Origin of the sequence: Amycolatopsis plumensis (genome assembly GCF_042652605.1) — a bacterium.
Lineage (GTDB): Bacteria > Actinomycetota > Actinomycetes > Mycobacteriales > Pseudonocardiaceae > Amycolatopsis > Amycolatopsis plumensis.
Genome location: NZ_JBHSJY010000001.1, coordinates 3,452,837 through 3,470,788, shown reverse-complemented (window position 1 = coordinate 3,470,788; position 17,952 = coordinate 3,452,837). Strand labels below are relative to the sequence as shown.

Below are 17,952 nucleotides of genomic sequence, written 5' to 3'. Positions count from 1 at the left end.
GAGGGGCATCTTGCGTGATTGGGGGGCGGCGCGCGGGGGTGGGCGGGTTAGTTGCGGGTTAGGGTTCGGGCGTAGTGGGCTCGGGCCTTGGCGCGGTTGCCGCAGCGGGACATCGAGCACCACTGGCGGTTGCGGCGGGGTGAGGCGTCGCAGAAGCGCTGGCCGCAGTCGTCCGCCGCGCAGATTCGGACCTCCGCGTCGCTCGTGGCCAGGTCGATCGCGTCCGCCGCCAGCGCCGCGAACGCCGCCGCCACCGGGTCCTTCGGGGCCGGGACCTCGCGCCGGAGCACGCCGTCCACCAACGCCAGGCGCGGTGGGGGTGCCGGGGCCGACGCCGCCGCGTTGTTGACCAGCTCGACGTCCATCGCCGACAGCTCCTCCGGCGGCAGCAGCACGCGGTCGATCGCCTCCCGCAGCGCCTTCGCCGCCAGGACGTTGCCCGCCGTCACCGGGACCGGGCCCGTGGTGAACCCCGCCAGCGAAAGCCACTCGGCCAGCGCGTCCGGGCCGGTCAGCAGCTCCACGCCTTCCTCGTGCCGGCTGCGCATCGTGTTGACGAGGTCGAGGCACGGCCGTCCGCCGTCGAAGACCCATTCCATGTTCGTCATTCTAACCCTTGAAGACAGTTAGAAGCAGCGCTACCGTCTAACCCCATGAACCGGTTAGAAGAGATGGCCACCGTGAACGGCATCCGCGTCCACTACCTCCGCGCCGGCGACGGCCCGCCGCTGTTCCTGCTGCACGGCTGGCCGCAGACGTCGCACTGCTGGCACAAGGTCCTGGCCCCGCTGGCCGAGACGCACACCGTGATCGCGCCGGACCTGCGCGGCTACGGCCGCACGGACAAGCCGAAAGAGGGCTACGACAAGCGCACGATGGCCGCCGACGTCGCCGCCCTCGCCGAGCACCTCGGCTTCGCGAAGGTCGCCGTCGCCGGGCACGACCGCGGCGGCCGCGTCGCCCACCGCTGGGCCCTCGACCGCCCGGACCAGGTCGAACGCCTGGCCGTGCTGGACATCGCCCCGACCCGCGCGATGTGGCAGCGCATGGACACCGGCATCGCCAAGGCGTACTGGCACTGGCTCTTCCACCTCCAGCCCGACCTGCCGGAACTCCTCGCCGGGCAGGACATCGCCGCCTACCTCGGCTACTTCTTCGAACGCTGGACCTACCAGCGCCACGCCCTCGACGCCGACGCACAGGCCGAGTACGTCCGCGCCTTCTCCCAGCCCGGAGCCCTCAGGGCCGGCTTCGACGACTACCGCGCCTCCTTCCCCGACGACGCCGAGCTCGACGACGCCGACTTCGCCGCCGGGAAGCGCGTCACCCAGCCCCTGCTCGCCCTCTGGGGCGCGAACGGCCTGCTCGGCACGCTCCCGACGCTCGACATCTGGCGGGAGTACGCCGACGACGTCATCGGCGAAGCCCTCGCCGAGTGCGGCCACTTCCTCCCCGAGGAACAACCCGACGCAGTGGTCGCCCACCTGCGAAAATTCCTCGACCCCTGAGATTCCCTGGGGCAAGAGTCCCCCGAGCCGGGGACCAAGGTTCCCTCGTCGCCGTGACGCCCGCCACCGGTCACACCGGTTAGGTTCGCTCCACGATGGGGAGCAAATCGAAAGCCACACTGCTGATGCTGCTGGCCGCGCTGGGGATCGTGGCCGGTGGCGGCACCGCGCACGCCGACGGCGCGCCGAGCGGCGCCGACGTCCAGGTCGCCCAGACGCTCGGCGCGCGCGAACTCACCGTGATCATCCGGCGCGTCGACACCACACCGTCGCCGCTGCGGGTCGACGTCGTGACGCACCAGGGCGCCGCGCCCGGCACGCTCCACCTGTCCATCGCGGCCGACGGCGTCCCGAGTTCGCGCGCGGACGTCGTCCTCCGCGCGACACCCGCTGCGTACCCGGGAAATCTCCAAGTCGACAAACCGGGGCCGTGGGAACTCCGGCTGAGCGACGACGCCGGGCAGAACGCCACGATCCCGTTCCTCGTGCCCGCCCGGGTGGTCCCGCCCTGGGAGAAGGCGACCTACGGCGGGTTCGTCGCGGCGGGCGCGTTCCTGCTCATCGCCCTGATCGTCGGCGTGCGAGCCAGGCGGACCGCGTACGCACTCATCCCGGGCGCCGGCGTGGTGGCCGCGATCGCCGTCGCCGTCACCGGTGCGCTGCTGTCGGCGAACACTCCCCCGCCGCCGGCACCCGGGAGCCAGCTGGATCCGACGTTCGACAACGTCACTGACCCGTACGCGAACGCCCGGCTGTCCACAGTGGATTACTCGCGGCCACCGGTGAACCTCGGCGTCCGGAACGAGCACGACGAGCTCGAGCTGCGCCTCACCGACGGCGCCACCGGCCGTCCGGCGGACGACCTGCTGGTCCACGACAACGCCCTCGTGCACCTGGTGCTGGTCTCGCCGTCCGGCCGGCTGAGCCACCTGCACCCGGTGCGCGTCGGCCCCGGCGACTACCGCGTCCGCCTTGCCGACCCGGAAGCGGGCACGTACGCGGTCGCCGCCGAACTCGCCCGGCGCGGTGGTGGGGTCCAGCTGGTCCGGTCCACAGTGGACGTCGACGGTACCGCCGCCCCCGCACCCGAACCGCCCGGCGCCGGTCCGCGGACGATCGACGGCACCCCGGTCGACCTCACCATCGGTCCCGGGACGCCGGCCACGATCACCGCGCACTTCCCCGCCCAGGACCTCCAGCCGTGGCTGGGCATGCTCGGCCACCTGATCATCACCGGCCCGATCACCGGTCCCGTCGGCGAAAGCGCCGCGAAGGCACCCACGTGGGCGCACGTCCACGCGATGGTCCCGCCGGTCGCGGGGCAAGTCGACCGTCCTGACGAGACGGTCGCCGCCTACGGCCCGGACGTCAGCTTCACCTACACCTTCGCCGCGCCCGGCCGGTACCGGATCTGGCTGCAGGCCGAACGCGGCTACCGGGTGCTCACCGTGCCCGCCGTGGTCGACGTCCCGGCGACGGGAGCCGGCCGGTGAAACGCCCGACGTTGCTGATCGTTGTCGTCGCCTTGGTCGTCGCGGCCGGTGCCGCGTGGCTGCTCTGGGGCGGCAGCGGCGCGAAACCCACGGCCCAGCAGGCGGTTTCGGGCCCGTACACCGTCCAGTTCTCCGCGGAGCACCCCCGCGTCGGCGCCAATACGTTCGCGGTGGCGGTGACCGGGCCCGCGCCCGAAGCCGTCACGGTCGCGCCGGTCATGGCGCAGATGGGGCACGCGCTCGCGCCGGTGCCCGCCGGGCCGGACGGGCCCGGCCGCTTCCGCGCCGCGGACGTCGGGCTGCCGATGGCCGGGCAGTGGGAGATCACCGTTTCGCTGCGCGGCCCCGCCGGGCCCGCGCAGGTCGTCTTTCCCGTGTTGGTCAAGTAAAGGAGGGGGCATGGATCTCACCGCATCCGGCGTGCGCACCACGTCGGTGGCGAACCAGGCGCGAACCGGGGCACTGCCCGCGAACGTCGTGCTCGGCGGGTCGCTGTTGTCGCTGGTCGGGCTCACCTGGGACATCCAGTGGCACGACGACGTCGGGCCGGACACGTTCTTCACGCTGCCGCACCTGTTCCTGTACGCGGGCAGCGCGGTCGTCGGGCTGGCGAGCCTCGCCGTCGTGCTGCTGACGACGGCGGCGCGGCGTGCGGGACGGCCGGTCGACCCGCGCATCGGCGGACGCGTGGTCAACGTCTTCGGCCGGACGTTCGCCGCCCCGCTCGGCTACCTGGTCTCCGGGGTCGGCGCGGCGACGTTCCTGTTGTACGGCCTGTGGGACCAGTGGTGGCACGGGCTCTACGGCTTCGACGCGGTCATCGACTCACCGCCGCACATCGGGCTGCTGCTGTCGATCACGGTGTCGCTCATCGGCACGACCGCGGTGTTCGCCGCGGCCCGCGAGCACCGCTGGGGCCGGCTCGGCACACTGGCGTCGCTGACCGTGCTGCTCACCTTCGGGCCGGTGCTGGCGCTCGGCTTGCAGCAGGTGCCCGACGACTACGCCGACGCCGTCGCGATCGGGACCTCGATGATGGCGGTGCTGCTGGTCGCCGTGGGCGCCGGATTCGCCCGCCGTCCGGGCGGCGCCGTGGGCACCGCGGCGCTGGTCGCGGTCGTGCAGGCGGTGTTCTGGTGGTTCTCGCCGTGGGCGGCGCAGGCGTACGCCGACCTGGTCGGCTTGCCGCTGCGGGACGCGGTTTCCGGCGTGCCGGCGATGCCATCGCTGACACCGATGGCACTGCTGCCGGTGGCCGCGTTGATGGAGCTCGGCTACCTCGCCGGCCGACGCCGGGGGTGGCGTGCCGGCCGGGTGTCCGTGGTCGTCGGTGGGATCGCCGGGCTGCTGCTCGGGTTGAGCCTGCCGGTGCAGCGGACGCTGCTCTACACCGGCGCGCACCTGCCGCCGGCCTGGTACCTGGCGACGACCGCCGTGCTCAGCGGTCTGCTCGGGCTGCTCGGCGGGTTCGCCGGGTGGCGGTTCGGCGGGATGCTGTGCCTGCTGGCGCCCGCGAAGAAGGGGGAAACCGCTGATGCGTAAGAGCTTGCTCGCCCTGGCCGCGGTCGCCGGGCTGCTGTTCACCACGGCCGGGACGGCGAACGCCTACGAGCCGGTCAACATCGTGCACACCGAACGGGTGCAGGCCGGGCCGTACGGGCTGACCGTCGGGTTCAGCACCTGGCCGCTGAAAGCCATGCAGTCGCTGGACTTCACCTTCATCCCGGACGGCGGGATCGAGGGCAAGTCCGGCACGCTCGCCATGTCCGGCCCCGACGGCGCCCAGCGCCGGGCTCAGCCGCTGGTCCGGCACCCGCGCAAGCGCGAGGTGTGGGGACTCGACGTCCGGTCGATGCCGCGCCCGGGCGACTGGACGTTCCGCTTCACCGTCAACGGCCCGGCCGGGCCCGGCACCGGCGAGCTGCGCGCGTTGCCGGTGCTGGACCAGCCGGGGCCGCCGATGGCCCTGAGCTGGGCGATCAGCACGCTGCCGCTGATCGGGCTCGTGGTGCTCGTCGTGGTGGCCTGGCGTCGGACCCGCGGCCGGCTGCGGGGCGGTGAGCTTCCGGCAATCGGGTGAGATTCCCCTCACATCGGCCGCCCAGGCGTATCCGGGCGGCCGCGAAGGCCTCCTTCACCGTAGAGAGCGGGGAAGGGGGCCTTCACCATTTGTCTTCCGCGGCGTGGACCGGACCTCCGGTGATCATGATCACCGGACGGCGGTCAGGCGGGCAGGTCGAACTGCCCGGCCTTGACGGCGATCAGGAACGCTTCCCACTCGGCGGTGTCGAACACGAAGACCGGGCTGGTCGCGAGCTTGGTGTCCCGGACGCCGATCAGGCCGTCGGAGCCCAGGTTGACCTCGACGCAGCTGCCGCCGTTGGGCTCGCTGGCGAACGACTTCTCCCAAGCGGCCTCTTCGAACAGGGTCACGGCCGTGTTCGGATCGTAATCCGCGAACGACGGATAATCCGCCATGGGTCGTACCTCCGAGGATCGATGGGCGGCGCGGTCGTGACCTGGTCGAAGGCACCCGCTCCCGGCTACTCAGTGTCTCAATGGAGCAAGTCACAGGGCCAAGCGGGTGATCAACTGGGTACGGCCTCGACATGAAGATTATTCCAGGAGTAGGATTAATCGCATCGGCCGGGGCCGCAGGCGTCGGTGAATGACTGCCTGCCCGCGGCGGGCGGTCGTCGACGCGGGCCGAAGTGCAGGAACGACGCTGAAGTGTTGCACCGGCTCAGTGTCGAAAAGACCAGAACCGCGCCAAACCACCGCAGGACCTCATGGGGGAGGAACAGCGTGATCGTCGAGGAAGCTGCGCCACCCGGCGCGCTCACCGTGACCAGGCTGGTCCGGACCGAAGCACCGCGACGAGAGCTGGGGGTGTAGACGAATGGCCGTCCGGGTGAACTCGCTCTTCCGGCGAGAGGACGAAGAACACCGTGGCCGCCGCGGCATCGGGAACGAGCTGCGGAACCGCTTCGGCTTCAGCCTGATCCAGGCACCACTGCGCAAGACCACGACCTGGGCGACGGACCAGGACCTCCCGCTGCGGCGCCACGCCGACGGGGTCCGGACCACCCGCCCGCTGGAAGCCGCGATCGACCTGACGCCGCTGATGCGCGGCCGGATCGGCTCGCGCGCCTGACCTGTTGCACACCGCGAAAGAGCCCCGGTTTCCTGCGGAACCGGGGCTCTTGCCTTGCGGGGCTACGGTTTCCGGAGTAGTAAGCAGCCGTGCCGCATCGGCCGCTCCCCCGCCACCGGCTCGCGGTACACCCGGCCCACCTCGGTGAAGCCCGCCGCGGCCGCGAGCCCGGCCAGTTCGTCCAGCGGCCAGCTGTAGGCCGTCGTCACCTTGTGGTCGAACGACGTCAGCGGGCGGCCGCCGGATTCGAAGCACCCCAACAGAACGTGACCGCCGGACGCCGACATTCGGGCGAATTCGGCGAAGTACCCCGGCAGCTCCGCGGGCGGCGTGTGGATCAGCGAGTACCACGACAGGATCCCGGCGAGCGACGCGTCCGGCAGGTCCAGCGCCGCCATCGAGCCCACCTCGAACCGCAGGTCCGGGTGGGCGGCCCTGGCGAGCGAGATCATCGCCGGGGACAGGTCGACGCCGAACGCGTCCAGCCCGAGGGAACGCAGGTGCGCGGTCAGGTGCCCGGGCCCGCAGCCGAGGTCGGCGACCGGGCCGCGCCCGCGGACGGAATCCGCGAACGCCGTCCACACCGCGCGTTCCAGCGGGTGCTTGTCCCAGACCTCGGCGGCGAATTCCGCGTACTGGACGGCGACCGTGTCGTAGGCGGCGGCCGTCACGGCTTGCGGCCGAGGCCGCAGAGGTGGCCGACGAACGCCGGGTCGTTCGCGAGCTTCTTCGTGGCCTTGGACTCGATCTCCTCCGGGTGCCACTCCGGGAGGTAGACGATGCCCGGCTCGACCAGCTCCAGCCCCTCGAAGAACGACGTGAACTCCGCCCGGCTGCGCAGGGTCAGCGGCGTGCTGGACTTGTTGTACTGCTTCATGATCGTCTCGCGGCTGTCCGCGTCGGCCATCTCGTGCAGGTTGTCGTCGGTCAGGTGCGAGGACAGGAAGTACGAGCCGGACGGCAGCAGCGACAGGTACTTCCGGATGGTCTGGGCCACCGGCTCGTCGGCGCCGAGGAAGTACAGGACACCGACCATGATCAGGCCGATCGGGCGGTTCGGGTCGAGGACGCCGGTGTCGAGCGCGCGCTTCCAGATGTCGGCCGGGTCGCGCAGGTCGCCCTGCAGCACCGCGTGCCGCCCCGCGACGCCTTCCTGCTCCAGCAGGATCTGGGAGTGCGCCACGGCGACCGGCTCGTTGTCGACGTACACGCACCGGGCGTCCGGGTTGACCTCCGTCGCGACCTCGTGGACGTTGCCGACCGTCGGGACGCCGGAGCCGAGGTCCAGGAACTGGTCGATGCCGTTGCGCGCCAGGTAGCGCACGCCGCGGCCGAGGAAGTCGCGGCCGGCGCGCGCGACGGTCTTGATCATCGGGAAGGTCTTGACCGCCTGCTCCCCGAACTGCCGGTCGATGGCCCAGTTGGCGTCGCCGCCGAGGAACCAGTCGTAGATGCGGGCCGCGTTCGGCCGCTCCAGGTCCACGCCTTCAGGGGCTTCGGGGTCCTGCGTCGTCATTGCGTCCTCCAGGCTTGCGGCCGACACCGCCGACCACGCTCGCGAGGGGGACCGTGGCGGCGCCGGGCTCCGGGCGCCACTCTCCCACAGGCACGATCCCGGGCTCGACGACGTCGAAGGTACCGAAGAACGCGGCGATCTCGTCGAGGGACCGGGAAACCGCGGGCGAACTCGACCGCTCGGACAGCTTCACGAGCTTCCGGATCTGCTCCAGCTCTTCGCCTTCGACGCCGGACTCGGTCGCGTGCGAAAGCACGTACGCGGATCCGGGCGCCAAGAGCGTCCGGTAGTCGCGGATGGCTTCGCGGACGCCGGTGGCGTCCGGCAGGAAGTGCAGCACCGCCACGGTCAGCAGGCAGATCGGCCGGTCCGGGTCGAGCACGCCGGTGGCCAGCGCGGCTTCCCAGACCTCGCAGGCGTCACGGAGGTCGGCGTGCAGCACGGCGTGGCGCTCGGGGTCGCCTGCCTCCTCGAGCAGCATCCGCCCGTGCGCCACGGCCACCGGCTCGTTGTCGACGTAGACGCACCGGCTGTCGTCGGCGTAGTCGTCGGCGACCTCGTGCACGTTGCCCGCGGTCGGGATGCCGGAGCCGAGGTCGAGGAACTGCGTGATGCCTTCGGAAAGGCAGTAGCGCACGGCCCGGCCGAGGAAGTCGCGGTTGCTGCGGGCCAGCGTTTTCGCCAACGGGAACGCCTGCACGGCCTGCTCCCCGAACTGCCGGTCGATGGCCCAGTTCGCGGTGCCGCCGAGGGCCCAGTCGTAGATGCGCGCGATGTTCGGCCGGTCGAGGTCGATGACGTCGGGGAGGAAGTCGGGGTCCACGATGTCCACTTCCGGTGGATTCAAGCGCAACGGACCGACTCTACCGAAAGTTGTTCACGGGCCGGGACGGTTCAGGCCGCCATTCGCCCTATTGGAGCTGCTGCATCTGCGCGCGGTAACCCTCCGCGAGCTCCTTGAGGAACTGCCGGGTCTCCTGGCGCTCGAGAGCGGCTCCGCGCAGCCGGTCCCATGAGTCGACGAAGATGTTGAAGTCCTTGACGTCGTCGAGGTACAGCCCGCCGGCGGAGTGCTCGATGTAGACGAAGTCCCGCGTGCGGTCCGGGAACCGCATGATCGTGAAGTCGTTGGGCACCGCGGCCAGGCGCGCGCCGAACGGCAGTACGTGCACGTACACGCGCGGGTGCTTCTCGAGGGACAGCAGGTGCTCGACCTGGTCGAGCATCACCGCGGGCGCGTACCCGCCCGGTGCCCGGCGCAGCGCGCCTTCGCTGATGATGAAGCGGTAGTACGGCGGCTGCTGCTGCTCGAACACCGCCTTGCGGTCGAGGCGGTTGCGGACCAGCGACGTCACGTCCGTCGCGCCGGCCTCGGTGAACTGCTTGAGCATGTAGTGCTCGGACTGCAGCGGACCGGGGATGCGCTCACCGTGCCAGGTGAGGATCTCCGCCGCCGCGGGTTCCAGGTCGGTGAAGGTGCGGAACCAGTGCGGCACCACCGAGCGGTAGCCGGACCAGTGCCCGCGCTGCCCGGCCGCGGCCCGGGCCAGGTTCATCAGCGTGTCGGCCTCTTCGCCGTTGATCCCGAACGCGTTCAGCATCGATCGCACATCCCCGAGCTTCACCCCGACGGCACCGGACTCGATCTTGTTGACCTTGCCCTGGGTGCAGCCGAGAACCTCGGCGACCTGCTGCTGTGTCATCCGCGCCGCGGTGCGGGCATGCCGGAGCTCGTTCCCGAGCTGCTTCCGGCGCGAGGTGACGGTGCTGGCCATCGCCCTGCTCTCCCGGACCACTACCAAGCGACGACGGCCACCGGCCGCCGTCGCACGCGAACTATCGAACCCACCCAGGTTAGTGCTTCACCTTGCGGATCTCGATGATGACACCGCGCAGCGTTCCAGGAAACGCCGCAGAATGCCAGTCACCTGCGGTATCACTCGCCTGGACCAGCGAAATTCGGAATTATTCGGCCAACCGGCGGAGCCCGGTCTCGGGCATAGTGACGCCGTGACCGATCGTTCCCCCTCCGCCGCCGCCGTCACCCGCCTGGCCGACCACGCGCACGGCTACGTCCAGCCGGACGGCTCCTGGTACATCAACAACTGCGGGCTGGTCGACGCCGGCGACCACACCGTGCTGATCGACACCTGCGCGACCGAGCGCCGCACGCGCGCCCTGCTGGCGGCGGTCGAGGGCGCCACCGGCCGCCCGGTGACCACGCTGGTCAACACCCACCACCACGGTGACCACACCAACGGCAACTACCTCGTCGAGGGCGCGACGGTCGTCGGCCACCGCAAGACCCGCGAGCTGATCGCCGCCGAGGGCATCCAGACCTACGAGGGTGTCTTCGTCGGCAACGACTGGGGCGAGCTGCGGCCGCGGCCGCCCGAGATCGTCTTCGACGACCGGCTCACGCTGTACGCCGGCGACGTCGAGATCCGGCTGATCCACCCCGGCCACGCGGCCCACACGACCAACGACGTCCTGGTCTGGCTGCCCGCGCAGCGGGTGCTCTACGCCGGTGACCTGGTGTTCCACGGCAGCAGCCCGTTCGCGCTGATGGGCTCGGTCGCGGGCTGGCGGAAAGCCCTGGACGTGATCCGGGAGTTGGAACCGGAGGTGATCTTACCCGGTCACGGCGGCCCGTGCGGCTTGGACGTCGTGGACAAAGTGGACGAATACCTCGCCTTCGTCCAGCAGACGGCCGAGCGCGGGAAGGCGGCCGGGCTGTCGCCGCTCGAGGTGGCGAAGGAGACGGACCTGGGCGAGTTCGCGTCGCTCTCTGAGCAGGAGCGCCTGCCGGGCAACCTGCACCGGGCGTACGCCGAGCTGGACGGGGCCGAGTGGGGCGCGCAGATCGACCTCGTCGCGGCGATCACCGACATGCTCGCCTACAACAAGGGCCCCATCCGCTGCTTCTCCTGAACTAGGTGAGCTGCTCCTCCGTGCCCTCCGTTGAGGCCTCGATCGGACTATCCATCCATGCCCCCACCACCACCCTCAACGGAGCGGCGGAGCCGCACTGTGTCCTAGGGTGAATCGAGAGAGTTCTTCGGAAGGATTCGGATGAGCAAGAAGGCGAGCATCGGGGTCACCGGCCTGGCGGTCATGGGCCGCAACCTGGCCCGCAACCTGGCCCGGCACGGGCACACGGTGGCCCTGCACAACCGGTCCGAGGAGCGGACCCGCGCGCTGGTGGAGCAGTTCGGCGACGAGGGCGACTTCATCCCGGCGTACTCCGCGCAGGAGTTCGTCGACGCGCTGGAGCGGCCCCGGCAGGTCGTGATCATGGTCAAGGCGGGCGGCCCGACCGACGCCGTCATCGAGGAGTTCGCGCCGCTGCTCGAAGAGGGCGATGTCATCATCGACGCCGGCAACGCGCACTTCGCCGACACGCGCCGCCGCGAGAAGGCGCTGCGCGAGCGGGGCCTGCACTTCGTCGGCAGCGGCGTCTCGGGCGGCGAGGAAGGCGCGCTGCACGGGCCGAGCATCATGCCCGGCGGTTCGAAGGAGTCGTACGAGTCGCTCGGCCCGCTGTTCGAGGACATCTCGGCGAAGGTCGACGGCGAGCCGTGCTGCACGCACATCGGCGCGGACGGCGCCGGCCACTTCGTCAAGATGGTGCACAACGGCATCGAGTACGCCGACATGCAGCTGATCGCGGAGTCGTTCGACCTGCTCCGGCACGCGGGCGGCTACGCGCCGGCCGAGATCGCCGACGTGTTCCGCACGTGGAACACCGGGCGGCTCGACTCCTACCTGATCGAGATCACCGCCGAGGTGCTCGCGCACGTCGACCAGTCCTCCGGCAAGCCGTTCGTCGACGTCGTCGAGGACGCCGCCGAGCAGAAGGGCACCGGCCGCTGGACCGTCCAGATCGGTCTCGACCTCGGTGTCCCGATCTCGGGCATCGCCGAAGCCGTCTTCGCGCGTTCGCTGTCCGGGTCCAAGTCGCTGCGCGCGGCGGCCCGCGGCCTCGGCGGTCCTTCGGCGGCGCCGCTGTCGGGTTCGTCGCTGGAGCGCTTCGCCGACGACGTCGAGCAGGCGCTGTACGCGTCGAAGGTGGTCGCGTACGCGCAGGGCTTCAACCAGATCCAGGCGGGCGCCACCGAGTACGGCTGGGACATCGACCTCGGCAAGGTCGCCTCGATCTGGCGCGGCGGCTGCATCATCCGCGCGAAGTTCCTCAACGACATCACCGCGGCCTACGCCGACGAGCCGGAGCTGCCGACGCTGCTCACCTCGGGCGGCTTCCGCAAGGCGGTCGAGGACGCGCAGGACTCGTGGCGTTCGGTGATCTCGACGGCGGTCAAGCTCGGCATCCCGACGCCGGGCTTCTCGACGGCGCTGGCGTACTACGACGGCCTCCGCGCCGACCGCCTCCCGGCCGCACTCGTGCAGGGCCAGCGGGACTTCTTCGGGGCCCACACCTACCGCCGGGTGGACCGCGAAGGGTCGTTCCACACGGCCTGGGCCGCCGACGGCCGCCCGGAGTCCGGCGCCTGAGCCGGTGCTGCTCTGACCGGGAAGACCCCCTGGTCCCTCCCGGTCAGAGCAGCGTCACCAGCAGCAGCGCGAGGAGCGCGGCGGCCAGCAGGACCCTCACTGGCCTCGGGCGGCGAGGATCTCCGCCAGCACCTCCAGGATCTTCGCCTCGGCCTTGTCCTTCTTGATGCCGAGGCCGTCGAGCACCTCGAAGCCGGTTCCCTCGCCCTGTTCGAGCAGCGCCAGGAGCAGGTGCTCGGTGCCGATGTAGTTGTGGCCGAGCCGCAGCCCTTCGCGCATGGTCAGCTCGAGGGTCTTCTTGGCCGCCCCGGTGAACGGCATCGGGTCCGGGACCGGAACGACGGCCTTGGGCAGCCGCGCCTCGGCGGCTTCGCGGACGGCGTCCAGCTGCACGCCCTGGGCCAGGATGGCCCCGGCCGCCAGTGCGGCGGGCTCGGTGAGCAGGCCCAGCACCAGGTGGACGGTGTCGAGGGCCGGGCTGCCGTGCTCGACGGCGGCCTTCTGGGCCGCCACGACGACGTGCCGGGCCCGGTCGGTGTACCGGCCGTAGACGCGCTCGATCGCCCCGTACGGGTCGCCGCCGGGGTCGACCTTCGGCACGAACCGCTTCTGCGCGGCCTGTTTCGTGACGCCCATGCTGGCGCCGATGTCGGTCCAGGACGCGCCCGATCGACGGGCCTGGTCGACGAAGTGGCCGATCAGGTGGTCGGCCACCTCGCCCAGGTGCTGGCCCACGTAGACCGCGTCGGTCAGCTGTGCGAGGGCGTCCGTTTCGTTGTTGCTCTTGATGGCGTTGATGAGGTCGTCGAGCTTGACGTTGAAGGGAAGGGTCATGCCGTCAACTGTAGGTTGACGCCCAGCGGGCGTCAACCACGAGTTGACGATCTCAGGCGAACGGCAGTCCCACGTAGTTCTCGGCGAGGCTGGTCGCCGCCGCTCGCGACGACGTCGTGTAGCGCAACTGCGACAGCTGCAGCTGCCGCGCGAAGCCGTCGGCGTGCGGGTCGGTGTGCAGCATCGTCGTCATGAACCACGAGAAGTGCTCGGCCCGCCAAACCCGGCGCAGGCAGGTGTCCGAGTAGGCCGCGGCGAGGGATTCGTCACCGCGCAGCAACGCTTCCAGGGCCCGCGCCAGCACCCGGACGTCGGCGATCGCCAGGTTCATGCCCTTCGCGCCGGTCGGCGGCACGATGTGCGCGGCGTCGCCGGCCAGGAACAGCCGCCCGTGCCGCAGCGGCTCGGCGACGAAGCTGCGCATCGGCGTGATGCCCTTGTCGAGGATCGGGCCTTCCCGGAGCGTGAAGTCGCCCTCCACCTCGAGCCGCGCGGTCAGCTCGGCCCAGATCCGGTCGTCGGACCAGTTCGCCAGGTCGTCGTGGGGATCGACCTGGAGGTAGAGGCGGGTGATCTCCGGCGTCCGCATGCTGTGCAGCGCGAACCCGCGCTCGTGGTGGGTGTAGATCAGCTCGTGGTGCGACGGCGGCGTCCGCGCCAGGACACCGAGCCACGCGAACGGGTACTCGCGCTCGAACACCGTCAAGTGGTCCGAAATGGCCGGACGGGAGACGCCGTGGAAGCCGTCGCAGCCCGCCACGGCGTCACACTCGATGACCTGCGCGTTGCCTTCACCGTCCCGGTAAGCCACTCGCGGCCGATCGGTGTCCACATCGGACAACTCGACGTCCGAGACTTCGAACGAGATCGGGTACCCGCGGGCCTCGTGCACGTCGATGAGGTCCTTGACGATCTCCTGCTGCCCGTAGACGGTGATCGCCTTGCCGGTCAGCTCGGTGAGGGCGATCCGGTGGTCGGCGCGGTCGAACCGCAGCGACAGCCCCTCGTGCGGCATGCCCTCCGCCGCCAGGCGCTCGCCGAGGCCGAGCGACGTCAGCAGCTCGACGGTCGGCTGCTCGCAGACCCCGGCCCGCACGCGCTGCCGGACGTACTCCCGGTCACGGGCTTCCAGGACCACGCAGTCGATCCCGGCTTCGTGCAGGAGGAACGACAGCAGCAGCCCGGCCGGGCCGGCCCCGATGACCGCGACCTGCGTGCGCATCACGCCGCTCGCGACTTCAGGTGGGCCTTGAGGTCGAAGGCGCTGGCTTCGAGATCGGCGTACGCGGGCTTCGGCTCGGCGGTGAACAGGCGGCGCGCGGCGATGTGGTCGGCCGGCCGGTTCACCGACTCGACGGCGACGAGGACGTCGTCGCGGAAGGACAGCACGGAGAACTTGCCCTCGGCCGGATCACCCGCGACCACGGTCCGGTCCGCGCCCGAGAGGATGCCGGCGATCTGCAGCTTGGCGCCCGCCTGGTCGGTCCAGAACCACGGCAGGCTGGCGTACGGCTCCGCGGTGCCGGTGATCGCCGCGGCCACGCAGCGGGCCTGGTCGACGGCGTTCTGCACGGATTCCAGCCGGGTCTCGGCGCCGGCCTGCACGCACGGGAAGTTGGCGCAGTCGCCGATCGCGAAGATCCGCTCGTCCGCCGTCCGCAGGTGCGCGTCGACGACGACGCCGTTGCGCACCGGCAGCCCGGCGGCCTCGGCCAGCGCGGTCTCGGGCACCACCCCGACGGCGACGACGACCAGGTCGGCGGGCAGCCGCGTGCCGTCGGAGAGTTCGACCTCGCGGACGCGCTCGTCGCCGTGCAGGGCCGCGACGCCCTGGCCGAGCAGCACGGTGTGCCCGGCGGCGCGGTGCAGCTCGGCGAAGTAGGCGGAGATCTCCGGCGTCGCGACGCGGTTGAGCAGCCGGTCCTGCATCTCGACGATCGTCACCGGGCGCCCGGCGTGGGAGGCGAACTCCAGCCCGATGAATCCCCCGCCGGCGACGACGACGTCTTCGGCCTGCTCCAGGGACGCTCGCAGCCGGTCGGCGTCGTCGCGGGTGCGCAGGGTCAGCACGCCCGGCAGGTCCGCGCCCGGCACGGGCAGCGTCCGGTTACGGGCGCCGGTGGCCAGCACGAGGAAGTCGTAGTCCAGCTCGCGGCCGTCTTCGAGGTTCGCTTTCCGCGCGGCCCGGTCGATGCTCCGGACGCGGGCTTCGACCAGCTCGATGTCCTTCTCGGCGAAGAAGTCCGCTCCGCGCAGGTGCAGCTGTTCGAGCCCGGCGGTCCCGGCCAGGTAGGCCTTGGACAGCGGCGGCCGCTGGTACGGCACGCCCGGCTCGTCCCCGACCAGCACGACCCGGCCGTCGAAGCCCCGGTCCCGCAGCGAAGCCACGGCCTGGAACCCGCTCTGACCGGCCCCGACGACGAGCACGGTGGTCATTCCTTCTCCTCACCCCATCCGGTAGGCCTCGATCTCATCCGACCACACCCCGCCCTGGATCGTCGAGTCGCCGGTCGTGAGTGGCAAGGAGGGTTCTAACCCGCCTTACCACTCACGACCAAGCCGCGGCAGGGCTGCTACTCGCGGCCGGGCGGCCGGGGCGCGCCGAGCACCCGCGAGATCCCCCGCGCGGCGGCCAGCACCGCCGGCACCAACGTCCGCGGATCGGTCCCCTCGGCCGGGACGACCACGGAGATGGCGGCGACGACGTCGTCGGTGGCGTCGCGGACCGGCGCGGCCACGGACAGGGCGATGAGCTCGATCTGGCCGTCGCTGATGGCGTAGCCGTCGCGGCGGACGTCGGCGAGGACCCGCCGCAGGTGCGCGGGCGAGCCGATCGTCTTGGGGGTGAACGTCTTGAGCGGGCCGGCCAGGACCTCCTCCTGGGCCTCGGCGGAGGCGTGCGCGAGGAGCACCTGCCCGACCCCGGTGGCGTGCGCGGGCAGCCGCCCGCCGACGCGGGTCACGACGTTGACCGCACCCCGGCCGGAGATGCGCTCGACGAAGACGACCTCGGGCCCGTCGAGCACGGCGAGCTGCACGTTCTGGTGCGTGGCCTCGTAGAGGTCCTCCAGGAACGGCATCGCGCTCTCCCGCAGCTCCGCGCCGTGCGGGGCGAGCGAGGCGACTTCCCACAGCCACAGGCCGACGCGGTAGCCGCCGGCTTCGTCGCGCACGAGGGCCCCGCGCCGGGTGAGCTCGCCGGCGAGCCGGTGCGTGGTCGACAGCGGCAGCCCGGCGCGGCGGCTGAGCTCGGACAGCGTGAGCCGCGGCCGCTCGGCGGTGAAGGCACCCAAGAGATCGAGCACCCGATCCACCACCGACGGCGGCCGCTGCGCGCTGTGTCGCATGGGGGTCAGTTTTCGCACCCGGCGGAGAACCCGCAACCCGCGGCTGGGCCGCGCGAAGGCCGCACGCGGGTGGGTGGCGCGCCTCGCCCACCGCCCCGGGAACGCCTCCCGGGGCGGCCCCACCTCAGAGGTCGTCGTCCGGTAGGAGCGGGCGCATGAACGTGCGCCGGTACCGCACCACGCACCCGCTCTCGTCCCGGATCTTGTCCGCCTCGATGAAGTCCGGGTCGACGCCGAACAGCGTCCGGTAGCGCTCGTACGCCGCCAGGCTCTCGAAGCTGAACAACGCCCGGGCTTCGTCGCTCGCCCCCTCCGACGGCAGGAAGTAGCCGTGGTGGATGCCGCCCTCGCGCTGCACCAGGCGCATCCACGCCGCGGCGAAGCGCTCGAAGTCGGGCAGCTTCGCGGGGTCGATGACGTAGTCGACGACGCAGGTGATCACTGGCCGCCCCACACGCGGTCGGCCGTCGACACGATCAGCTCCAGCTTGCGCAGCTGGTCGTCCGCGGTGAGGTCGTTGCCCTCCTCCGTCGAGGAGAACCCGCACTGCGGGGACAGGCACAGCCGGTCGATGTCGACGTACCGGGAAGCCTCCTCGATCCGCCGCACCAGGGCGTCTGGGTCCTCCAGCTCGGGCCGCTTCGTCGTGACCAGGCCGAGCACCACCTTCTTGTCCTTCGGCACGAACCGCAGCGGCTCGAAGCCGCCGGAGCGTTCGTCGTCGTACTCGAGGAAGAACCCGTCGACGGCGAGTTCGCCGAAGAGCACCTCGGCGACGAACTCGTAGCTGCCTTCCGCCGCCCACGACGACCGGAAGTTGCCGCGGCACAGGTGGGTCGTCACCGTGAGGCCCTCGGGCCGCCCGGCCAGAGCCGCGTTCATCGTGGCGATGTTGCGCAGGTGCTGCCGGTCCGGGTCACCGCCCATCCGCGCGACGAGCTCCCGCTGTGCCGGGTCGTTGAGGTAGGCGAGGCTCGTGTCGTCGAGCTGCAGGTACCGGCAGCCGAGGTTGGCCATCGCCGCGACCTGCGCGGAGTAGGCCGCGCTGAGGTCGGCGAAGAACTCCTCGAGGTCCGGGTAGACGCTTTCGCTCACCGCGGCCCGGCCGCCGCGGTAGTAGACCATGCTCGGCGACGGGATGGTCAGCTTCGGCGTCACGCCGGGGTCCACATGGGACTGCAGGAACCGGAAGTGGTCGGCGAAGATCGGTTCGTCGAGCCGCACCTTGCCGTCGACCTGCAGCCCGGGCGGGCTGAACTCGAGGTCGCCCGCGAGGTTGTGGAACTTGACGTGCAGCCGCTGGTCGCTCTTCGAGATGCCGCCGAGCGCGTAGATGAAGTCCATGTGCCAGGACGCGCGCCGGAACTCGCCGTCGGTCGCCGAGCTCAGCCCGGCGGCCCGTTGCATCTTGATGACGTCGCGGATCGCGTCGTCCTCGACCGCGCGGAGCTGCTCCGCGCCGATCTCACCGCTTTCGTGCCGCCGTCGCGCGTCACGCAGCACCGGGGGCCGGAGCAGGCTCCCCACGTGATCGGCGCGAAACGGCGGGCCCACCTGGGAAATGCCACCCGAAGTCATGCACCGATGT

General features: G+C 71.2%; 20 protein-coding genes. 8 read left to right on the top strand and 12 right to left on the bottom strand.

Translation table 11 applies throughout. The features are described 5' to 3' along the window. Positions 1–47: 47 nt before the first annotated feature. On the bottom strand, positions 48–599 hold the full coding sequence (locus ACFPLC_RS16725) for a CGNR zinc finger domain-containing protein (RefSeq protein WP_378197606.1): 552 nt from the start codon (positions 597–599) through the stop codon (positions 48–50). A gap of 54 nt (positions 600–653) precedes the next feature. On the opposite strand from ACFPLC_RS16725, the gene ACFPLC_RS16720 reads away from it, so the two are divergent. The 5 genes from ACFPLC_RS16720 (at position 654) to ACFPLC_RS16700 (ending at position 5,081) form a co-directional block, all read left to right on the top strand. After that, positions 654–1,508 (top strand): alpha/beta fold hydrolase, encoded by an 855-nt coding sequence (locus ACFPLC_RS16720; RefSeq protein ID WP_378197608.1) that lies wholly within the window; start codon positions 654–656, stop codon positions 1,506–1,508. 95 nt (positions 1,509–1,603) lie between these two features. Then, positions 1,604–3,001: a hypothetical protein gene (locus ACFPLC_RS16715; protein ID WP_378197610.1), complete on the top strand. Its 1,398-nt coding sequence runs from the start codon at positions 1,604–1,606 to the stop codon at positions 2,999–3,001. After that, positions 2,998–3,390, top strand: a complete 393-nt coding sequence (locus tag ACFPLC_RS16710; RefSeq protein WP_378197612.1) for a FixH family protein — start codon at positions 2,998–3,000, stop codon at positions 3,388–3,390. The genes ACFPLC_RS16715 and ACFPLC_RS16710 overlap by 4 nt, the downstream gene beginning before the upstream one ends. A gap of 10 nt (positions 3,391–3,400) precedes the next feature. Next, positions 3,401–4,543 (top strand): hypothetical protein, encoded by a 1,143-nt coding sequence (locus ACFPLC_RS16705; protein WP_378197614.1) that lies wholly within the window; start codon positions 3,401–3,403, stop codon positions 4,541–4,543. Beyond that, positions 4,536–5,081 (top strand): hypothetical protein, encoded by a 546-nt coding sequence (locus tag ACFPLC_RS16700; protein WP_378197615.1) that lies wholly within the window; start codon positions 4,536–4,538, stop codon positions 5,079–5,081. Before ACFPLC_RS16705 ends, ACFPLC_RS16700 begins: the two co-directional genes overlap by 8 nt. A gap of 143 nt (positions 5,082–5,224) precedes the next feature. Here the strand turns inward: ACFPLC_RS16700 and ACFPLC_RS16695 are convergent, their stop codons facing one another. Continuing rightward, complete coding sequence (locus ACFPLC_RS16695; protein WP_378197617.1) at positions 5,225–5,479, bottom strand: DUF397 domain-containing protein; 255 nt, start codon at positions 5,477–5,479, stop codon at positions 5,225–5,227. Positions 5,480–5,900: 421 nt separating this feature from the next. Between ACFPLC_RS16695 and ACFPLC_RS16690 the strand changes: the two genes are divergently transcribed. Next, positions 5,901–6,155 (top strand): hypothetical protein, encoded by a 255-nt coding sequence (locus ACFPLC_RS16690; protein WP_191312374.1) that lies wholly within the window; start codon positions 5,901–5,903, stop codon positions 6,153–6,155. 62 nt (positions 6,156–6,217) lie between these two features. On the opposite strand, the gene ACFPLC_RS16685 is transcribed toward ACFPLC_RS16690, so the two are convergent. The 4 genes from ACFPLC_RS16685 to ACFPLC_RS16670 form a co-directional block, all read right to left on the bottom strand. Continuing rightward, positions 6,218–6,826 (bottom strand): class I SAM-dependent methyltransferase, encoded by a 609-nt coding sequence (locus tag ACFPLC_RS16685; protein WP_378197619.1) that lies wholly within the window; start codon positions 6,824–6,826, stop codon positions 6,218–6,220. Then, complete coding sequence (locus ACFPLC_RS16680; RefSeq protein WP_378197621.1) at positions 6,823–7,671, bottom strand: SAM-dependent methyltransferase; 849 nt, start codon at positions 7,669–7,671, stop codon at positions 6,823–6,825. Before ACFPLC_RS16680 ends, ACFPLC_RS16685 begins: the two co-directional genes overlap by 4 nt. After that, positions 7,643–8,494: an SAM-dependent methyltransferase gene (locus ACFPLC_RS16675; RefSeq protein WP_378197823.1), complete on the bottom strand. Its 852-nt coding sequence runs from the start codon at positions 8,492–8,494 to the stop codon at positions 7,643–7,645. The genes ACFPLC_RS16680 and ACFPLC_RS16675 overlap by 29 nt, the downstream gene beginning before the upstream one ends. 88 nt (positions 8,495–8,582) lie before the next feature. Continuing rightward, complete coding sequence (locus tag ACFPLC_RS16670) at positions 8,583–9,446, bottom strand: helix-turn-helix domain-containing protein (protein WP_013222333.1); 864 nt, start codon at positions 9,444–9,446, stop codon at positions 8,583–8,585. Between the two features lie 235 nt (positions 9,447–9,681). Between ACFPLC_RS16670 and ACFPLC_RS16665 the strand changes: the two genes are divergently transcribed. Both ACFPLC_RS16665 and gndA read left to right on the top strand, forming a co-directional pair. Next, positions 9,682–10,602, top strand: coding sequence for an MBL fold metallo-hydrolase (locus ACFPLC_RS16665; RefSeq protein WP_378197622.1), 921 nt, complete (start codon positions 9,682–9,684; stop codon positions 10,600–10,602). Positions 10,603–10,743: 141 nt separating this feature from the next. Beyond that, the gene (gndA, locus tag ACFPLC_RS16660) at positions 10,744–12,183 is read left to right on the top strand and encodes an NADP-dependent phosphogluconate dehydrogenase (protein WP_378197624.1); all 1,440 of its coding nucleotides are present in this window, start codon (positions 10,744–10,746) and stop codon (positions 12,181–12,183) included. 96 nt (positions 12,184–12,279) lie between these two features. On the opposite strand, the gene ACFPLC_RS16655 is transcribed toward gndA, so the two are convergent. The 6 genes from ACFPLC_RS16655 to ACFPLC_RS16630 all read right to left on the bottom strand — a co-directional run bounded on the left by ACFPLC_RS16655 (position 12,280) and on the right by ACFPLC_RS16630 (position 17,942). Continuing rightward, on the bottom strand, positions 12,280–13,017 hold the full coding sequence (locus tag ACFPLC_RS16655) for a Clp protease N-terminal domain-containing protein (RefSeq protein ID WP_378197626.1): 738 nt from the start codon (positions 13,015–13,017) through the stop codon (positions 12,280–12,282). A 52-nt stretch (positions 13,018–13,069) separates the two neighbouring features. Next, a complete protein-coding gene (locus ACFPLC_RS16650) occupies positions 13,070–14,239 on the bottom strand; it encodes a 4-hydroxybenzoate 3-monooxygenase (RefSeq protein WP_378197627.1) in 1,170 nt (389 codons plus the stop codon). Beyond that, entirely contained in the window at positions 14,239–15,453 is a 1,215-nt protein-coding gene (locus ACFPLC_RS16645; RefSeq protein ID WP_378197629.1) for an NAD(P)/FAD-dependent oxidoreductase, read from the bottom strand. Before ACFPLC_RS16645 ends, ACFPLC_RS16650 begins: the two co-directional genes overlap by 1 nt. 137 nt (positions 15,454–15,590) lie before the next feature. Beyond that, positions 15,591–16,364: an IclR family transcriptional regulator gene (locus ACFPLC_RS16640; protein WP_378197631.1), complete on the bottom strand. Its 774-nt coding sequence runs from the start codon at positions 16,362–16,364 to the stop codon at positions 15,591–15,593. Between the two features lie 124 nt (positions 16,365–16,488). Further along, entirely contained in the window at positions 16,489–16,806 is a 318-nt protein-coding gene (locus ACFPLC_RS16635; RefSeq protein WP_191312392.1) for an NIPSNAP family protein, read from the bottom strand. Next, complete coding sequence (locus ACFPLC_RS16630) at positions 16,803–17,942, bottom strand: 5-methyltetrahydropteroyltriglutamate--homocysteine S-methyltransferase (RefSeq protein WP_378197633.1); 1,140 nt, start codon at positions 17,940–17,942, stop codon at positions 16,803–16,805. Before ACFPLC_RS16630 ends, ACFPLC_RS16635 begins: the two co-directional genes overlap by 4 nt. Positions 17,943–17,952: the final 10 nt, after the last annotated feature.

Bases quoted from the DNA above. Each gene is read 5' to 3' on its own strand.
- ACFPLC_RS16720 (WP_378197608.1), top strand. From the start codon at position 654: ATGAACCGGTTAGAAGAGATGGCCACCGTGAACGGCATCCGCGTCCAC.
- ACFPLC_RS16670 (WP_013222333.1), bottom strand. From the start codon at position 9,446: ATGGCCAGCACCGTCACCTCGCGCCGGAAGCAGCTCGGGAACGAGCTC.
- ACFPLC_RS16695 (WP_378197617.1), bottom strand. From the start codon at position 5,479: ATGGCGGATTATCCGTCGTTCGCGGATTACGATCCGAACACGGCCGTG.
- ACFPLC_RS16725 (WP_378197606.1), bottom strand. From the start codon at position 599: ATGGAATGGGTCTTCGACGGCGGACGGCCGTGCCTCGACCTCGTCAAC.
- ACFPLC_RS16680 (WP_378197621.1), bottom strand. From the start codon at position 7,671: ATGACGACGCAGGACCCCGAAGCCCCTGAAGGCGTGGACCTGGAGCGG.
- ACFPLC_RS16700 (WP_378197615.1), top strand. From the start codon at position 4,536: ATGCGTAAGAGCTTGCTCGCCCTGGCCGCGGTCGCCGGGCTGCTGTTC.
- ACFPLC_RS16630 (WP_378197633.1), bottom strand. From the start codon at position 17,942: ATGACTTCGGGTGGCATTTCCCAGGTGGGCCCGCCGTTTCGCGCCGAT.
- ACFPLC_RS16645 (WP_378197629.1), bottom strand. From the start codon at position 15,453: ATGACCACCGTGCTCGTCGTCGGGGCCGGTCAGAGCGGGTTCCAGGCC.
- ACFPLC_RS16640 (WP_378197631.1), bottom strand. From the start codon at position 16,364: ATGCGACACAGCGCGCAGCGGCCGCCGTCGGTGGTGGATCGGGTGCTC.
- ACFPLC_RS16655 (WP_378197626.1), bottom strand. From the start codon at position 13,017: ATGACCCTTCCCTTCAACGTCAAGCTCGACGACCTCATCAACGCCATC.
- ACFPLC_RS16715 (WP_378197610.1), top strand. From the start codon at position 1,604: ATGGGGAGCAAATCGAAAGCCACACTGCTGATGCTGCTGGCCGCGCTG.
- ACFPLC_RS16650 (WP_378197627.1), bottom strand. From the start codon at position 14,239: ATGCGCACGCAGGTCGCGGTCATCGGGGCCGGCCCGGCCGGGCTGCTG.
- ACFPLC_RS16690 (WP_191312374.1), top strand. From the start codon at position 5,901: ATGGCCGTCCGGGTGAACTCGCTCTTCCGGCGAGAGGACGAAGAACAC.
- ACFPLC_RS16705 (WP_378197614.1), top strand. From the start codon at position 3,401: ATGGATCTCACCGCATCCGGCGTGCGCACCACGTCGGTGGCGAACCAG.
- gndA (WP_378197624.1), top strand. From the start codon at position 10,744: ATGAGCAAGAAGGCGAGCATCGGGGTCACCGGCCTGGCGGTCATGGGC.